This window comes from Rothia sp. HC945, assembly GCF_051370785.1.
Lineage (GTDB): Bacteria > Actinomycetota > Actinomycetes > Actinomycetales > Micrococcaceae > Rothia.
The window spans coordinates 1,734,344-1,748,949 of the sequence record NZ_JBFCSN010000001.1 but is presented as its reverse complement, the minus strand read 5'-3'; the positions used below and the strand labels follow the sequence as shown (position 1 = coordinate 1,748,949).

Here is a 14,606-nt window from a genome sequence, read left to right as displayed (position 1 = left end):
GACCAGCAGTCTCTAAGGGGTTTCACGTTGGATCGGGTACCTCTTGCCGCCCAGATCCGGGTCGGGAAGGACCTCATCCGGGTCGATGAGTTCCACACGGTGACCGTCGGCGGTGAGCCGGCGGAGGCCCTCCAGGAACATGCGGCGGGCCATGGCGTCCAAACGGGTCACCTTGGTGAGGTCGAAGACCATGGTTCCCGGGTCGCATTCGAGGGATGCCATGCGGTGCAGGATCGCCTCGGCACCGGAGAACTGGATGACTCCCTGGAGCCGCATCACGGTCTCGTCGTCGCCCTCGCTGACCGAGCGGATGGTGTTGGACCCGAAAATACCGGCGTTGAGCAGGTGGAGGCCCATGTCCTGGGAGAGCTTGTTGAACACGTTGACTCCCCGGACGCTGTTGCCCTTCGGATCCAAGCGGGGGGAGAACACGCCGATACCGACCTGACCGGGCAGGACCCCGAGGATTCCGCCCGACACACCCGACTTCGCGGGGATTCCGACGTCGGAGAACCAGGTCCCCGAGGCGTCGTACATCCCGGCCGAGACCATCACCGCGAGCACTTGGCGGGCCACGTCCCGGCTCGCCACGCGTTCACCCGTGAAGGGGTGCATACCCCGGTTGGCCAGGGTTGCGCCCATGACGGCGAGATCACGGACGTTGACCTTGATGGCGCACTGGGCGACGTACCCGGCGACGACCTGGTGTGCGTGTTCCTCGAAGACACCGAGGTTCCTCAGCATGTGGGCCAGAGCAAAATTCCGGTCCGCCGTCTCGAGCTCCGAGCGGAACACGGACTCGTCCATTTCGAGTTTTCGACCCGCGAGGCGAGAGAAGAACTCCACGGTGTGGTTGGCCCTGTCCTCCAGGGAGGAATCGGGTTCCGCCAGCATGCTGTGGATGGTGATGGCCCCCGCGTTGATCATGGGGTTCTTCGGTCGGTTCGTGCCCTTCTCGAGGGAGAGCTCGTTGAAAGCCTCACCCGTGGGCTCGACGCCGACTTTCGCGCTGATCGCCTCCAGGCCCCTGTCGGTGAGGGCAGAGGCGTAGGCGAACGGCTTCGAAATCGATTGGATCGTGAACTCGCGCTCGTCGTCGCCCACCGAATAGGTGCGACCGTCGATGGTGGTCAGGGCGATCGAGAAAACCTCCGGGTCCGCCTTGGCGAGCTCGGGAATGTAATCGGCGAGGTTGCCGCCGTCCATGGCGGTCGTGTCATTGAAGAGCTGGTGCAGGTACTTCCTTACGGGTGACTTCAATGGTTCCTTTCGGCATCGGCGTGGTTCAACGGCGGATGAGTGCCTGTCTCGAGCCTATTTCATCGAGCGGGCAGCGGGTACGACGGCGTGCGCACAGTTCGTCCTGAACTGCGAACTGTGCGTCGACCCTCATAACCAGTGTGTAGGCTCGAGGGCCACGACCTATGTGCCTCGGACGCGTTCAGGCATGACGGATTCGGCCTCGATTTCGACGTTCTTCGGGTCCCAGCGCGCCACTAGGACGGTGACGAAAATGATCAGAGGAACAGCCGCGAGAATGAGCATCGTTTGGGACAATCCCAGCGCGGCTATGACCAAGGGGAAGACATAAAACCCGACGATGGACCCCAGGCGGCTGCACGCCTCGGCCCAACCCGTTCCTGTGCCACGCAGATCGGTGGGATATGACAGCGTCGCCATCGTCTTGCCCTGTGCCCCCGGCCCGAAGGAATGGCCGAAAATAAAAGCGCCCACGAGAGTCGCAGCCAGGTACGGTGCGGATTCCACCTGCACCAGACCGACGGCGATCAGTGCGACGACGCAGATGCCGCTGCCGATCAACGTGAGCATGCGCCCGCCAAATCGATGCGTGAGGAATGGCTGAATACCGCCGCCCAGGAGACCGAACACGTTCAGCAGAATGGTACCGGTGACGATGGAAATGACGTCCAGCCCGAAGATCAGCCCCACGATCACGGGCAGATAGAATCCGACGGCAAAATATTGGACTGCTTGGAAGCCGCTCACCACCGCAACAACAAGGGACCGGACACGATATTGACGCTCGAAGATGCGACCGATGCGAGTATCGGCGTCCTTTTCCTCTTCTCCCTCTCCCACCACGAATTCTGTGGCGGGGAAGTTCTTGCCGAGGATCTTTACGGCCTCTTCCATGCCCAAGTTGTGGGCCGCCCACATGGGACTCTCGTCAGCGAAGAGGAAGCGTAATGCCAGGACCAGCAAGGCCGGGACAGCGCCTAACCCGACGGCCCAGCGCCACATGTGTTCCTCAAGACCAAGAAATACCAGCGGTAGGACCAAGGCCGCGGAGGCAATTGTGGCTGCGTACCACATTGGTTGCCAAAGATTGACGAACTTGCCCTTGTCCTTGTTGCGGGTGAACTCTGCAACCAGGCTCAGGGCAGCGGGCATGTCCAGGCCTACCCCCAGCCCCAGAAGGAAGCGCCAAATAATGAGTACCTCGATGGAAGGCGACAATGCAGCGCCGATCGCCGCGACAACGAAAAGTATCAGGTCGAGGATCAGCAATTTGTAGCGGCCGAGCTTGTCGACGAGGTACCCGCCGAAGATCGCACCCAGGAGGGCGCCAATCGCCATCGCGGAGGTGGTGGTACCTACCTGGAACGGAGTCGGGCTGAGCTCCGCTTTCATCGAATCCAAGCCGATCGCGAGTGATGTGAAATCGTACGCGTCGATAAAGATGGATCCCAAGGCAATGAGAGCTATGAGTTTCCCCCGGGAGCTCCCGGTGGGGTGGTTATTGACAAAAGTGATCACATCACGTTTGGTGCGCAAGACGACTGTATTCATGATGGCCTCTTTCCTGGGAAGCGGAGCGGTCAGCGAGCGATCGAGATCGACTGCTGTTCGGTGCCGCAGGCATCCTCCATGAGGGCGGCGGCCATAGAGGCACCGTGGTCCGGCCCCGCCCGGCCGCGCACCACGCGTTTTTCGCTGCTTTCGGCACGGTCCACGAGACCGGTCAGACGCTCGACCGCGACGTTGTCGATGAGAGGCACGAAATCGGCCTCGGCCGGCAGATCCGAGGCAATGGCACGCAGAGCTGCAGCGCGGGTCCTGGCGGGGTCGAGGACGTCACGGGCGATACCTGGGAGGGCGTGACCTCCGATGCGGGCTGCGGGTATGGAAGTAGTACTCACGAAATACTCCGTTCTTCGGAATGAACCTGGAATCGGTTCACAGCCTCGGCGTCGATGTCACCGACAAGGCCGAGAGCGTTGGGGGCGAGCGCAGCGCCTTCTCGGAGGGGAAAGCCGCCGGAGAGCAGATCGTCACGCAACGGGTTGGTGCGCACGTCGAGTTCGATCCATCCGGGGTGGGCCACGGTGGTGGCCAGTGTCAATGAGGCGCGAAGGCCGATGGCACCGGAGTACCAGTGAGGGCTCAGCCCGCAACCGGTGTCGTCGAGTTGTTCGTCGAGTCGTAGGAGGACGGTCAGTCCGCCTGATTTGGCGACGTCGGGTTGGGCATAAACAACACCTTCACTGGTGGAGAGACGGACTAGATTATCCAGTCCGTAGACGTTTTCACCGCTGGTCAGCGGCATGCCGGTGGCCTCGTGCAACATGGCGAGATCACGGGTGTCATCTCCGGAGACTGGCTCCTCCAGCCACTCGACACCCTGATCTTGAAGCCATGTCGTGTTCGAAACGGCCTCTTCGAGGGTCCACGCCTGATTGGCATCGGCAAAGATGGTTATGTCCGGGGCTGTCTCACGAACCGCCGCGATGGTGGCCCGGTCAGTCTCCTGGCCGAAACCAACCTTGGTTTTGACTGCGGTCAGGCCCATTTCGAGAGCCCGCTCGGTAAGTTCGTGGACCTTGGTGGGTCCGACGCCGCTGGCGTAGACCGGGACACGATCGCGGACCACACCAAGGGTCTGTGCGGTAGAGGTTCCGGCCAGACGACCCCTCAAGTCCCAAAGGGCAATGTCGATGCCGCTGATCGCTTGCCAGATCGGACCGTGGGCACCCCACTGCCGTCCCACTCCGCCAAGCGCAGTGACGAGGGAATCGAGCAATGAACCGGGGTCGAGCGCGTCGCGTCCCAGGGCGAGAGGGGCTACCCCTTCGAGCAGGGTTGCCATTCGTTCGGTGGCAGCCCACTCGGGGTAGTTGATCCAGCTCTCGCCGATACCCACCACACCACCCGCGTGGACCTCGATCAGGAACGTGCGTCGTGCGTTGAGCTGAGAGAAGGACATCGGCACGTGTTCCTCGAGAGGCGTTTCGAGGACACGGGCGACGATGCGCTCGATCGGCAGGCTGCTCATTGACTGGCTCCGGATTGTGAGCGGTAGAGCTCTTGGACGGCCCCGGTGTCGCGATCGGCCAGGCCCTGGTCCATGGCCCCGGTGTTCACGCGGTCAATGATCTCGGCGAGGTGGGTAGGGGTTCCCACCGAGCGGGCAAGATCGATGGCCAGCTTGTTGTCTTTTGCCAGTAGTTCCAAGGCGAAGGCCGGTTCAAAATCCTGCGCGATCATCTTGGGGGCAATCTCGCGGAATAGGTTTGAAACGGTCGCTGCGCCGGAGTCAGCAATGGTGTCAACAAAGACTTCGGGATCGACGCCAGCGGCCTCGCAGGTGGTGAGTACTTCGGCGGTGATCGCATTGATGGCACCGAACATGAGGTTGTTGAGAACTTTCACGGCCTGACCAGCCCCGACGTCGCCGACGCGGACGACTCGTTTGGCAACCGTACCTTCGAGCACAGACCGTACGAGTGCGGCCGCAGGTTCGTGTCCACCGGTCGGTAGCGTCCAGCTGCCGATCTTGTCCGGCCGGCCCAAGACGGGAGCGTCAACATAGGTGACGTCGTGCTTGGCAAGGATTCCGGCAGCTTCTTGGGCACTGCCCGGGTCGATCGTTGACATATCGGCAACCACGGCTCCCCTCGCCGTGGACAGCGGTCCGCGCGCCGAGGCCAGAACGTGCTCGGGGCGCGGTACGGAGATGATGGCCAGATCCGCTCCCTGCAATGCCTCTTCGGCGGTATCAAAGACGGTGATGCCTGAATCGGAGGCTTTTTCACGAGCGCCCTCGGAAGGGTCGAACCCCCGGACCTCGTGGCCCCCGGCGCTGATGGAGTGGGCGATACGACTGCCCATAGTTCCGAGTCCGATAACAGCGGTCAATGTCATGGCTTGCGCCTTTCGTTGTTGTGGTGACGTTCCGCGGAAGCCGCATCGTGGAGGCTCTCGCGCAAGCGGGTGATGTGCTCACGAGCCACTTGTTCCGCCGTGGCGGGATCTCCACCCCGGATGGCGTCAATAAGAGAGCGGTGCTCGGCGAGGGCCGCAGGCATACCGCCACGACGAGCAACGGTGGTAGTCATGGCGACGCGGATCTGCCCTTGCAACTGTCGAAGGTTCTCTGAAAGTCGGAGGTTGCCGCTGCCCTCGCGGATGTGACGGTGGAATGCGGCATCGAGCTTCATGTGCTGTTCCACATCGTCCGCCTCGACGGCGTCGCGGTGGGCTTGCCAGTTCCGTTCCAGGACATCGATGAATGCATCGTCCGCTGCTCGAGTTGCGAGCCGGGCCGCCAGGCCTTCGAGGACTTCGCGCACGTCATATATGGCGACGAGTTCGTCGAGCCCGATCTCCACGACGACGGCTCCGCGGTGGGAGACGCTCTCTGCCAGGCCTTCGTACTCGATGCGAGCGATGGCCTCCCGCACCGGGCTTCGACTGATATCAAGTTGCCGAGACAGCTCGGGGATGGACAACCGGGTTCCTGGGGCCAGGCGGCGACTGAGAATTGCGTCGCGAATTACCTTGTAGGCCTGGTCCGTGAGGCCATCGCCTCTACTGATGGATCTCGTATCCAATGTGAGCTGAGTCATGTCTTTCCTCCTTGGCGGCCAATTTACATGCAATATGTAATCTGGACAACAGGTGGACTCCGACATGTGTATGCGCGGGACGAGATGCGGGCGGCAGCGTCAGGGCAGGATTCCCGTCATGCTCACTTCTCGGGGGTCTGCGCGTCTCGTGGATCGCCCAGACCGGGGATATTTCTCAGTACTTCGGTGCCCGGGGCGCCCGAGGGGCGCTACGACTTGGCATCGCGAAGGGTCCGCAGGGCCATGAGTACCGCGCCGAGCATCAGGACGACGCCGATTCCGGACGTGATCCCCACCCCGGAGTCGAATGCGGCCCGAGCCGAGTGCAGGAGGGAGTCTCCGGCGGGTCCGCCGATGTGTGTGGCGACGTCGGTCGCACCGCCCAGCGTCTCTCGGGCGGCGTCGCGGGAAGCCTCCGGAACCTCGTCGGGGATCGAGACGTTCGCTCGGTACGTGGCGTTGAGGATCGATCCCAGTACCGCGGTCCCGAGAACCGCTCCGGTCTCGTAGGCGGTTTCCGAGATCGCGGACGCCGAGCCGGCCTTGTGGGCCGGGACGGCGTCCAGGATGAGGTCGTTCGAGATGGTCTCCGCGGACCCGATGCCGACGCCGAGAATCACGAACGCCAGGATCAGGCCCGCGTCCGACCCGGCAGGGCCGGCAAAGAACATGACTCCGAAACCGATCGCGTTCAGAAGGAGACCGGTTGCGACCACGTGGGCGGGTTTGAACCTCCGGACCACGGGGACGACGGCCAGTCCCGCCACAATGGTGGCTCCCAGTCCCGGGATCAGGGCGACGCCGGCCTCCATCGGCGTCATCCCGCTGATGAGCTGAAGGTGCTGGGACACGAAGTACAGGAACCCGACGAGCGAGAACACGCTCAGAAGATTCGATCCGACGGCCCCGGAGAACACGGAGTTGGTGAAGAGCCGGACATCCAGCATCGGGTCCGGCCGGCGAAGCTGACGGCGGACGAACCAGACCCCGGACGTCACGGTTACTGCGAAGCAGGTGATCACGGCGACCCCGAGCCCGTGGCTCGCGAAGGATTTGATGCCGTAGACCAGGGGAGTCATGGTCGCCATGACCAGAACGATGCTGGTGATGTCGATCGGGCTGGGCTGGGGATCGCGGGACTCGGGAATCAGGTGCCGCGCGAAGATCAGGAACGGGACGAGCATGGGTACGGCCATCAGGAAGATCGACCCCCAATAGAAATGCTCGAGAAGGAAGCCACCCACGATGGGGCCGAGCGCGGCCCCGCCGGAAAAGGCCGACGCCCAGATCGCGATGGCCTTCCGCCGCTCATTCGGGTCGATGAAGATGTTCCTGATCAGCGACAACGTGGCCGGCATGAGCACGGAGCCGAAGAGGCCCATCGCGGCGCGGGCGGTGATCAACCACGCCGCGCTGGGGGCGAAAGCGGCCGCCACGGAGATGACGGTGAACCCCGTGGCGCCGATCATGAGCAGCCGACGGCGCCCAATGCGGTCCCCGAAACTGCCCATCGGAACCAGCAGCCCGGCCAACACGAGGGAATAGATGTCGACGATCCACAGCAACTGCGTTCCGCTCGGGTTCAGGGCCGCCGAGATAGGGGGAAGTGCGAAGGAGAGGACCGTGTTGTCGACCGAAACCAGGAGAACCGGCGACATCAAGGCGGCGAGAGCCAGCCAGCGACGGTCGTGCAGTGCCGGACGCTCGGCGCGGCGTTTCGGGGCGATAGGCATGGCTCTCCTCTCCGGTCGGGACGATCGTTTCCGCATTACTGTACCGTCTGGACGGTTTAGTGCCAAGCAAGTATGGTCGAGGCCATGAGTGCGAAATGCCGTGTCCTGGACGCCTATGAGTCGATCTTGATTGCTGAGGGGGAGCGGGCGGCCACCATGGATGCCGTCGCGGCCCGCGCGGAAGTCTCCAAGGGCGGATTGCTCTATCACTTCAAGGACAAGACCGCGCTCGCCGAGGGGCTGATCGAACGCCTCCTGGAGTACGCCGCGGAGGACAATGCCGCCATGCGGGCGTCGCCCGAAGGCCCGTCCCGGTACTACGTCCGCACCTCCGCGTTCTATCTGGACCAGGATTCGGGCCAGGCCGCAGGGATCGACCGAACTTTCGTTGCGGTGCTGAGCCTGGGGCAGGACGCCCAGCCCAAGGCGCGGGAGGCGATGAGCCGGATCCACGCGGACTGGTACGACATAATTCTCGAGGAAGTCGGACAACCCGCCATCGCGTCGGCCATCCTCCTGATTGGCGACGGCCTCTATTACAACGCCGCCCTCGCGGGCGGGGGAGTCGAGGGTGTGCTCGATGCGATTCCGAAGGGAACCAATTTCGGCATCTCCACGGTCAGTCCGCAAGGGCTGGAGGATCTGCTCGAGATCGTTGACGCCCTGAAGGGGACGTCAATCTGAGGGTGGCGCCGCGCAACCTTTCCGGCTGCGGTTTCGCCGGAGCATGAACTCCACCCCTGAACGTCAGCCTTTCCCAAGCCTCCGGGTCAAGGAATCGACCGTTCGAGACATGATTTCCTCCCCCAGGTCGTCCATCCCTGGGCCGAGTTGTCCGAAGATTTCCATGCTGATGCACCCCACGATGTTTCCCCATGCCTCGATGCAAAATGCCGTCTGAGTGGGTGAGGTCGCGACTCCCAGAGTTTCGAGCTCGGGCTGGATTCGGGCTGCGAATTCGCTGCTCGGTTCGGGGCTGTCCACTTCAGACGGGATCGATGCGAGGAAAAGACTGATGACTCGCGTGCCAGGGCCCGTTGTCCTGTCCGCCGGCGCGCTGTATCCGGGGACCGGCGAGCCATAGAGCAAGGCCCATTGTTCCCGATGGTCGAGCGCCCATTCCCGCATGCCGAAGGCGAGTCGACGGAAGCGCTCGACGGCGGCCACGACTCCGTCCACGCGACTCTCCGCATGGTCGGCCAGCGAGGAGTATGCGTCGACCACCAGGAGCGTCAGCAGTTCGTCGCGACTCGAGACATACCTGTACACCGCGGAGGAGACGACGCCGATCGACCGTGCCACCTCGCGCAGGGAAAGGTTCGCCGCTCCACGTGAAACGAGCTGTTCACGACCCGCCGTGATGATCGCGGACTCCATGTGCGCCCGGGCCTCCGCCCGAGACAGGTGTGGGGTGCTCATGACCTCAGTGTGCCATTCCTAAAACGAGAGCGGTGCTCTTGAAGTATGCCATACGCCCTATTAGGCTGAGAGCATCAAATAGAGAGCAGTGCTCTCGGAAAGGGTGTCATCATGAAATACCTCGTGACCGGAGCAGGGCAAATCGGATCGCAATTGACCCATGACCTCGTCGACGCCGGGCACGACGTCGTGGTCCTGCGTCGTCGGCAAGTAGATGTGGGTGGTGTCCAGGTGCTTGGGGGAGACGTGCTGGACCGCGATCTGCTCGCGACGGCGATGGACGGGGTGGACGCCGTCTTCCACTGCATCCACACCGCCTATGACGCGAAACAATGGGAGCAGGTGCTGCCGACCCGCGAGCTGGCGGTTATGGACGCCGCGGCTGACGCCGGGGTCCCCGTCGTCTTCCCCGAATCGGTCTACGGTTTCGGCGAGCAATCCGTGGACCTGTCCGAAGGTGCAGAACCCGCCCCGATCAGCCCCCTGGGCGAAGTGCGCGCTCGGCTGCTGAAGGCCAGAAAGGAGCACCGGGCCCGCACGATCAGCGTCGTGGCCTCCGATCTCTGGGGGCCGACGGCCGCACCCAAGACGTCGGTCGCGCACCTGTCCGTTCTCGTGCCGCGACCCCAGAACAAACGTGGCTTCGCGATGGGCAACCCGACCATGCCGCATACGCTGACGTTCATTCCCGATCTCACCCGAGCGATGGCCTATGCGGCCGACCACGCGTCGGAAGTGGCGCCCGAGGGCGACGCCATCCTCCATGCCCCATCGCAGGACACGGGATCCTTGGAGGACTTCAACCGGACCGTGTCAGGCAGGGTCGGCGTTCGCCACAAGAAGCTCGTACGAATTCCCCGAGCCCTCCTGGCTGCAACCGGTCGGATCAACCCCATGATGGCGGAGTTGCGCAACCAGGCATACCTCTGGGACCGTCCCGCCATTCTCCGGTCGGGCGTGCTGACCGAGGAGCACGGTCTGAACCCGACCGACGTCGGCGCGTCCCTGAAACGAACGCTCGCCTGACCGGTGGGACCCTCAGGACTGCTGGGCGGTTGAGAAAGTCCCGCTGTCCAGCATCGTCTCGACCATGTGTCGCCGTGCCCGTTCGATACCCGTGGTCACGACGTCGTGGATCTCGGCCTCGTCGCCTCGGCGAATCGCCTCGACGATCCGGCCATGGTTCACGGCCGTGTATGGCTTGCCCAGCTCCTTGCGAAGGTTCAGGAACCGTTCGATCTCTTCGTTGAGGGCCGTGATGGTCCGCGCGAGGATGGGCACGCGGGTCAACTCAGCGATGCGGACATGCAGGTTTCGGTTCGCCTCGTTCCGAGCCGTGCTGTCCGAACCGCCGTGCACCGTCGCCTGGCTCAGGGCCTCGAGTTCATCGAGTTCTTCGCTGCTGGCGCGCTTGGACGCAAGGACGGCAGCTTCCGGCTCGAGCAGCGCTCGCAACCGGTACGTGTCCTGTGTTTCGGTGAAGTCGACGTTCTTGACGAAGGTTCCGCGACGGGGCACGACGACCACGAGGGACTCTCGCTCGAGAAGATTGATCGCCTGGCGTATCGGCGTTTTGCTCATGCCGTATTTGTCGGCCAGCCAGGCGTCCACGATGACCTCTCCAGGGCGCAGAGTGCACTGAATGATGTCCCGTTTGATCGCCTCGTAGGCTCGATCGGCCATCGACTGCTGGCGCCCCATGCCGGTCTCCGTTTCGCTTCTTCTGCCTGTTGACTTCGCTAGGAGCCTAGTCTAGCGTCTATCAGAAATATCACAGAAATATCACCGTGATATCAGGTGGTTTCCACACCGGCCGCCGGTTTCCCGGCGGCGTCGGCCATCGAGGCGAGGCGAAGAGTATGACGACGACGTCAGACGAGATGAACGCGAGCAAACCGCTCAACCGGTTCTACCGAGCCCTGAGCGCGATCGAGAGAGCGGGCAATCGGTTGCCACACCCGTTCTGGCTCTTCGTGATTCTCATTGCAGTCCTGGCCGTGGCGAGCGCAGTCCTGGCGTCGTTGAACGTGGAGGTCACTCTCCCGTCGTCAGGGAAGACCGCGGCGGTCAAGAACCTGCTCTCGGTCGAAGGTGCCCAGTACGCGATCAAGAATGCGTTGGACAATTACGCGACGTTCCCGCCTTTGGCGATGGTTGTGGTCGTCCTCTTGGGCGTGAGCGTGGCCGAACGCAGCGGTCTGCTCACCGCGCTCCTGAGATGTACCGTGGGCCGCCTCCCGAATCGGCTCCTGACCTTCGCTCTCGCTTTCAGCTCGATGACCGCGCACATCATGAGCGATTCCGCGTACTTGGTGATGATCCCCCTGGGCGCCCTGGCATTCCGGGCCGCGGGGCGCAGCCCTGTTCTGGGACTCATGGTCGCCTATGCGTCCACGGCCGTTGGATTCAATGCGAGCCCTCTCGTCACCCCGCAGGACGCGATTCGCTCCTCCCTGTCCACCGCGGCCGCCCAGATCGTCGATCCGGACTACGTCATGACGCCGGTGGCGACCTGGTTCTTCACCGCGACCTCGTCGGTGGTCCTCTCGATAGCGATCGCCCTCGTCGTCGACCGCATTCTCGCCCGGCGCCCCGATTTTTCCTCGACACAGTTGGACGCGGACTTCGCGGTCGCCGACACCCTGTTCAATACGACGGGTCCCGATGACTCCGCCCCTGCCGTGGGCGAGATCAAGCTCTCGACCACCGAACGGCGAGCAACACTGGCCTCAGGGGCCGTGTTTGCGCTGTGCGTCGCCGTGATCATTCTGATGCTGCTCCCGGGTTCACCGTTCCGGGGTGAGAACGGAGGACTCCTCGATTCGTACGTCGTCGAGCACATCGCGATCTTCATCTCGATCGTCTTCGCCCTCATGGGTATCACCTACGGGCGGATCACCGGAACCATTCCACAATTGGGCGACGTGCCGCCGGCCATGGCCGAGGGCATTCGGTCCCTGGCGCCCGTGCTGGTGCTGTTCTTCGTGGTCGCCCAATTCCTCAGCTTCTTCACCTGGACCAACATCGGGTCCGTGATCAGCGTCAACGGCGCCGACCTGCTTCGGTCTCTCCAAGCGCCCCACCTGGTCATCCTCCTGACCATCACTTTCGCGATCTGCATTCTGAACATGCTGATCACGAGCGGATCGGCGATGTGGTCGATCCTGGCCCCCGTGGTGGTTCCACTGGTGATGTACGTGGGCATGACGCCTGAGGCGGCCACGGTCGCCTTCATGATCGGGGACTCGGTCACCAACTGCCTCACCCCGCTCAACGGCTACTTCGTACTTGCCCTCGGCTTCGTCCAGCAATTCCGCAAAGGTGCCGGCATCGGGACCCAGCTTTCGTTCACGATCCCCATCGCGGGCGTCGTCCTTATCGTGTGGGTCGGTCTCTTCATCCTCTGGTACGTGCTGGGCATACCGCTGGGCCCCGGCGTTCCTGTCCGCTGACCACTCCGTCGCCGCCGAAAACGGCGAACCGTCTTTCGTTCTCCAACCGTTAGGAAATCTCATGGGAAAAATCGCAATCGTCGGCGCGGGCAATGTGGGTCAGGCCATAGCCGGCCACATGACGCTCAAAGGGCACAGCGTCCACGTCTTCTCACGCTTCGAAAGTGACTATGCCGCCATCCAAGAACGCGGCAGCATCCGGCTCACCGGGGAAATCGAAGGGGAAGCCGTTCCCGACCGGTTAACCACCGATCTGGCGCTCGCCGTCGAAGGCGTGGACGTGATCGTCGTGGCGGCTCCCGCATTCGCCCACCCGTACCTGTCCGGAGAACTTGCCGAAGTGATCGAGCCCGACCAGCTGGTGCTCTTCCAGCCGGCCGTTCTGGGCAGCGCTCTCGAGCTCACGCGAAAGACGAAGCTTGCCGGCCGCGAACCCGGCGTGGTCGCAGAGACCTCGACCAGCCTGTACACCTGCAGGCTTCAGAGACCGGCCGAGGTATACGTGGGGGCGGTCAAGAATGCTGTGCCCGTCTCGGCCATTCCCCGATCGGCGACCCCCACGGTACTGGAACGCTTGGAGCCGTTCTTCGGTCAACGATACGTCGACGGCGGAGACACGCTCAGGGTCGGCCTGACCAACATCAACCCCGTCTACCACGTGCCTCCGGCGGTCCTGAACTTCAAGACCGTCGAGGACGCCGAGCAGCGTCCGCAGCACACGCTCGTCACCGACCGGATCGGGGAAGTGGTCAACGAACTCGACCAGGAGCGCGTGGCCTTCGGCCGTGCACTGGGCGTCGAGCTGCCCACTTTCTGGGACTTCCTCGAAACGTCCTACGGGGTCCGTGAGGGCAGCTTCGTCGACCGTGTGGTCGCAGGGTACGGGCGTCAGGCCTTCCCGGAACCCGATTCCCTCACACACCGTTACTTCACGGAGGACATCCCCTTCGGGCTCCTGACGTGGAGCACCATTGCCGCGCAGATCGGCGTCGCGATGCCCATCACGGATTCGTTCGTGAACATCAGCGGAGTGCTCTGCGGGCGCGAGTGGGAACGCGAGGGTCGCACGGCCGAATCCCTCGGACTCGTCGGGGGCGACGCCGATTCCATCAGGACGGCGTTCGTCTCGGGCGAGTTCCCGCGGTAGACGCCGGGTTTCCTACGCCTCGACCCGTTCTTCCCGCAGGGACGTTTCCGCTCGTTTCTCAGCCAGTTCCTTGCGGATCACCCAGGTCAGGGCCGCGGCCCACAGGGCGGCGACGGCCAGCAGGATGATCGCGGTGGCCGCGGCCGGAAGAACGGCGTCGACGGCGTCGATCGAAAGCAACGTGCGGGCGTTGGTGAAAATGATGAGCCCACCGGCTCCCACCGCCAGAATTCGCGGGGCCATCAGTCGAACCAGCCAGGCCGCGACCGGGGCAGCGATTATTCCGCCGATCAGCAGCGCGAGAACGAATGGGAAGTTGATGCCGGTGTGGCCCAGGGCCAGCAGGAAACCTGCCGAGGCGCCGAGACTGACCACGAACTCCGATGCATCGATCGACCCGACGACCTTGCGGGGGCGGATCCGCCCGGAGGCCAACAGCGTCGGCGTCCCTACTGGGCCCCATCCGCCTCCGCCGATCGCGTCCATGAAACCGGCCACCATCGCGAGCGGCACCAGCAGAAAGCCCGGAACCTTACCGGAGAAACTGGGGCGTCGGTCCGGAAGGCGCAGGAACCGCCAGACCACGTAGATGCCCAAGAGCAGCAAGAGAACCGACATGACCGGTTCGGCGGCCTCCCCCGAGGCCGTGAGGACGTTCGCTCCGAGGAACGCGGCAATCCCGCCGGGGACGGCCATGAAACCGACGACCCTCCAGTCGATGTTGCCGAAGCGCCAGTGCGAGGCCCCCGAGGCGAGCGTCGTCCCGATTTCGGCCAGGTGCACGGTCGCAGAGACCGAGGCCGGGGCGAGGCCGGCGGTCAGCAACAACGTCGAGGACGTCACGCCGTAGGCCATCCCCAACGAACCGTCCACGAGTTGCGCGGCCAGTCCGATCAGGCCCAAGAGGATCAACGTGCGCATGGTCGCTCCAGAGATCGAGGTACAAGATTTCGATCACTCTATGGAGCCCTCGCGCGGTTCCCCAAAG

The 14,606-nt window shown here is 63.5% G+C and carries 14 protein-coding genes; 4 read left to right on the top strand and 10 right to left on the bottom strand.

The window, feature by feature from the left end; translation table 11 throughout:
* Positions 1 to 12 precede the first annotated feature (12 nt).
* From AB0Y14_RS07740 to AB0Y14_RS07710, 7 genes are all read right to left on the bottom strand, one after another.
* Complete coding sequence (locus tag AB0Y14_RS07740; RefSeq protein WP_436588599.1) at positions 13 to 1,260, bottom strand: glutaminase; 1,248 nt, start codon at positions 1,258 to 1,260, stop codon at positions 13 to 15.
* 162 nt (positions 1,261 to 1,422) lie between these two features.
* The gene (locus tag AB0Y14_RS07735; RefSeq protein WP_436588598.1) at positions 1,423 to 2,811 is read right to left on the bottom strand and encodes an MFS transporter; all 1,389 of its coding nucleotides are present in this window, start codon (positions 2,809 to 2,811) and stop codon (positions 1,423 to 1,425) included.
* Between the two features lie 29 nt (positions 2,812 to 2,840).
* On the bottom strand, positions 2,841 to 3,161 hold the full coding sequence (locus AB0Y14_RS07730; protein WP_436588597.1) for a hypothetical protein: 321 nt from the start codon (positions 3,159 to 3,161) through the stop codon (positions 2,841 to 2,843).
* Positions 3,158 to 4,294 (bottom strand): mandelate racemase/muconate lactonizing enzyme family protein, encoded by a 1,137-nt coding sequence (locus AB0Y14_RS07725; protein WP_436588596.1) that lies wholly within the window; start codon positions 4,292 to 4,294, stop codon positions 3,158 to 3,160. The genes AB0Y14_RS07730 and AB0Y14_RS07725 overlap by 4 nt, the downstream gene beginning before the upstream one ends.
* Positions 4,291 to 5,163 carry an NAD(P)-dependent oxidoreductase gene (locus AB0Y14_RS07720; RefSeq protein WP_436588595.1) on the bottom strand — a complete coding sequence of 291 codons (873 nt, stop codon included), beginning with the start codon at positions 5,161 to 5,163 and terminating at the stop codon, positions 4,291 to 4,293. Before AB0Y14_RS07720 ends, AB0Y14_RS07725 begins: the two co-directional genes overlap by 4 nt.
* A complete protein-coding gene (locus AB0Y14_RS07715; RefSeq protein ID WP_436588594.1) occupies positions 5,160 to 5,867 on the bottom strand; it encodes a GntR family transcriptional regulator in 708 nt (235 codons plus the stop codon). The genes AB0Y14_RS07720 and AB0Y14_RS07715 overlap by 4 nt, the downstream gene beginning before the upstream one ends.
* A 209-nt stretch (positions 5,868 to 6,076) precedes the next feature.
* Positions 6,077 to 7,600, bottom strand: a complete 1,524-nt coding sequence (locus tag AB0Y14_RS07710) for an MFS transporter (RefSeq protein ID WP_436588593.1) — start codon at positions 7,598 to 7,600, stop codon at positions 6,077 to 6,079.
* Positions 7,601 to 7,684: 84 nt separating this feature from the next.
* Between AB0Y14_RS07710 and AB0Y14_RS07705 the strand changes: the two genes are divergently transcribed.
* Positions 7,685 to 8,284: a TetR/AcrR family transcriptional regulator gene (locus AB0Y14_RS07705; RefSeq protein ID WP_436588592.1), complete on the top strand. Its 600-nt coding sequence runs from the start codon at positions 7,685 to 7,687 to the stop codon at positions 8,282 to 8,284.
* A gap of 63 nt (positions 8,285 to 8,347) precedes the next feature.
* Here the strand turns inward: AB0Y14_RS07705 and AB0Y14_RS07700 are convergent, their stop codons facing one another.
* Complete coding sequence (locus tag AB0Y14_RS07700) at positions 8,348 to 9,019, bottom strand: TetR/AcrR family transcriptional regulator (RefSeq protein WP_436588591.1); 672 nt, start codon at positions 9,017 to 9,019, stop codon at positions 8,348 to 8,350.
* 111 nt (positions 9,020 to 9,130) lie between these two features.
* Between AB0Y14_RS07700 and AB0Y14_RS07695 the strand changes: the two genes are divergently transcribed.
* Positions 9,131 to 10,045, top strand: a complete 915-nt coding sequence (locus AB0Y14_RS07695) for an NAD-dependent epimerase/dehydratase family protein (RefSeq protein WP_436588590.1) — start codon at positions 9,131 to 9,133, stop codon at positions 10,043 to 10,045.
* A 12-nt stretch (positions 10,046 to 10,057) separates the two neighbouring features.
* Here the strand turns inward: AB0Y14_RS07695 and AB0Y14_RS07690 are convergent, their stop codons facing one another.
* On the bottom strand, positions 10,058 to 10,720 hold the full coding sequence (locus tag AB0Y14_RS07690) for a GntR family transcriptional regulator (RefSeq protein WP_436588589.1): 663 nt from the start codon (positions 10,718 to 10,720) through the stop codon (positions 10,058 to 10,060).
* Between the two features lie 158 nt (positions 10,721 to 10,878).
* On the opposite strand from AB0Y14_RS07690, the gene AB0Y14_RS07685 reads away from it, so the two are divergent.
* Both AB0Y14_RS07685 and AB0Y14_RS07680 read left to right on the top strand, forming a co-directional pair.
* A complete protein-coding gene (locus AB0Y14_RS07685) occupies positions 10,879 to 12,471 on the top strand; it encodes an AbgT family transporter (RefSeq protein ID WP_436588588.1) in 1,593 nt (530 codons plus the stop codon).
* A 61-nt stretch (positions 12,472 to 12,532) separates the two neighbouring features.
* On the top strand, positions 12,533 to 13,618 hold the full coding sequence (locus AB0Y14_RS07680) for an NAD/NADP octopine/nopaline dehydrogenase family protein (RefSeq protein WP_436588587.1): 1,086 nt from the start codon (positions 12,533 to 12,535) through the stop codon (positions 13,616 to 13,618).
* A 12-nt stretch (positions 13,619 to 13,630) separates the two neighbouring features.
* Here the strand turns inward: AB0Y14_RS07680 and AB0Y14_RS07675 are convergent, their stop codons facing one another.
* Positions 13,631 to 14,539 (bottom strand): sulfite exporter TauE/SafE family protein, encoded by a 909-nt coding sequence (locus AB0Y14_RS07675; RefSeq protein ID WP_436588586.1) that lies wholly within the window; start codon positions 14,537 to 14,539, stop codon positions 13,631 to 13,633.
* Positions 14,540 to 14,606: the final 67 nt, after the last annotated feature.

Excerpts from the sequence above, each read along its gene's own strand:
- AB0Y14_RS07735 (WP_436588598.1), bottom strand. The coding sequence starts at position 2,811 with ATGAATACAGTCGTCTTGCGCACCAAACGTGATGTGATCACTTTTGTC.
- AB0Y14_RS07725 (WP_436588596.1), bottom strand. The coding sequence starts at position 4,294 with ATGAGCAGCCTGCCGATCGAGCGCATCGTCGCCCGTGTCCTCGAAACG.
- AB0Y14_RS07720 (WP_436588595.1), bottom strand. The coding sequence starts at position 5,163 with ATGACATTGACCGCTGTTATCGGACTCGGAACTATGGGCAGTCGTATC.
- AB0Y14_RS07715 (WP_436588594.1), bottom strand. The coding sequence starts at position 5,867 with ATGACTCAGCTCACATTGGATACGAGATCCATCAGTAGAGGCGATGGC.
- AB0Y14_RS07710 (WP_436588593.1), bottom strand. The coding sequence starts at position 7,600 with ATGCCTATCGCCCCGAAACGCCGCGCCGAGCGTCCGGCACTGCACGAC.
- AB0Y14_RS07705 (WP_436588592.1), top strand. The coding sequence starts at position 7,685 with ATGAGTGCGAAATGCCGTGTCCTGGACGCCTATGAGTCGATCTTGATT.
- AB0Y14_RS07700 (WP_436588591.1), bottom strand. The coding sequence starts at position 9,019 with ATGAGCACCCCACACCTGTCTCGGGCGGAGGCCCGGGCGCACATGGAG.
- AB0Y14_RS07695 (WP_436588590.1), top strand. The coding sequence starts at position 9,131 with ATGAAATACCTCGTGACCGGAGCAGGGCAAATCGGATCGCAATTGACC.
- AB0Y14_RS07690 (WP_436588589.1), bottom strand. The coding sequence starts at position 10,720 with ATGGGGCGCCAGCAGTCGATGGCCGATCGAGCCTACGAGGCGATCAAA.
- AB0Y14_RS07685 (WP_436588588.1), top strand. The coding sequence starts at position 10,879 with ATGACGACGACGTCAGACGAGATGAACGCGAGCAAACCGCTCAACCGG.
- AB0Y14_RS07680 (WP_436588587.1), top strand. The coding sequence starts at position 12,533 with ATGGGAAAAATCGCAATCGTCGGCGCGGGCAATGTGGGTCAGGCCATA.
- AB0Y14_RS07675 (WP_436588586.1), bottom strand. The coding sequence starts at position 14,539 with ATGCGCACGTTGATCCTCTTGGGCCTGATCGGACTGGCCGCGCAACTC.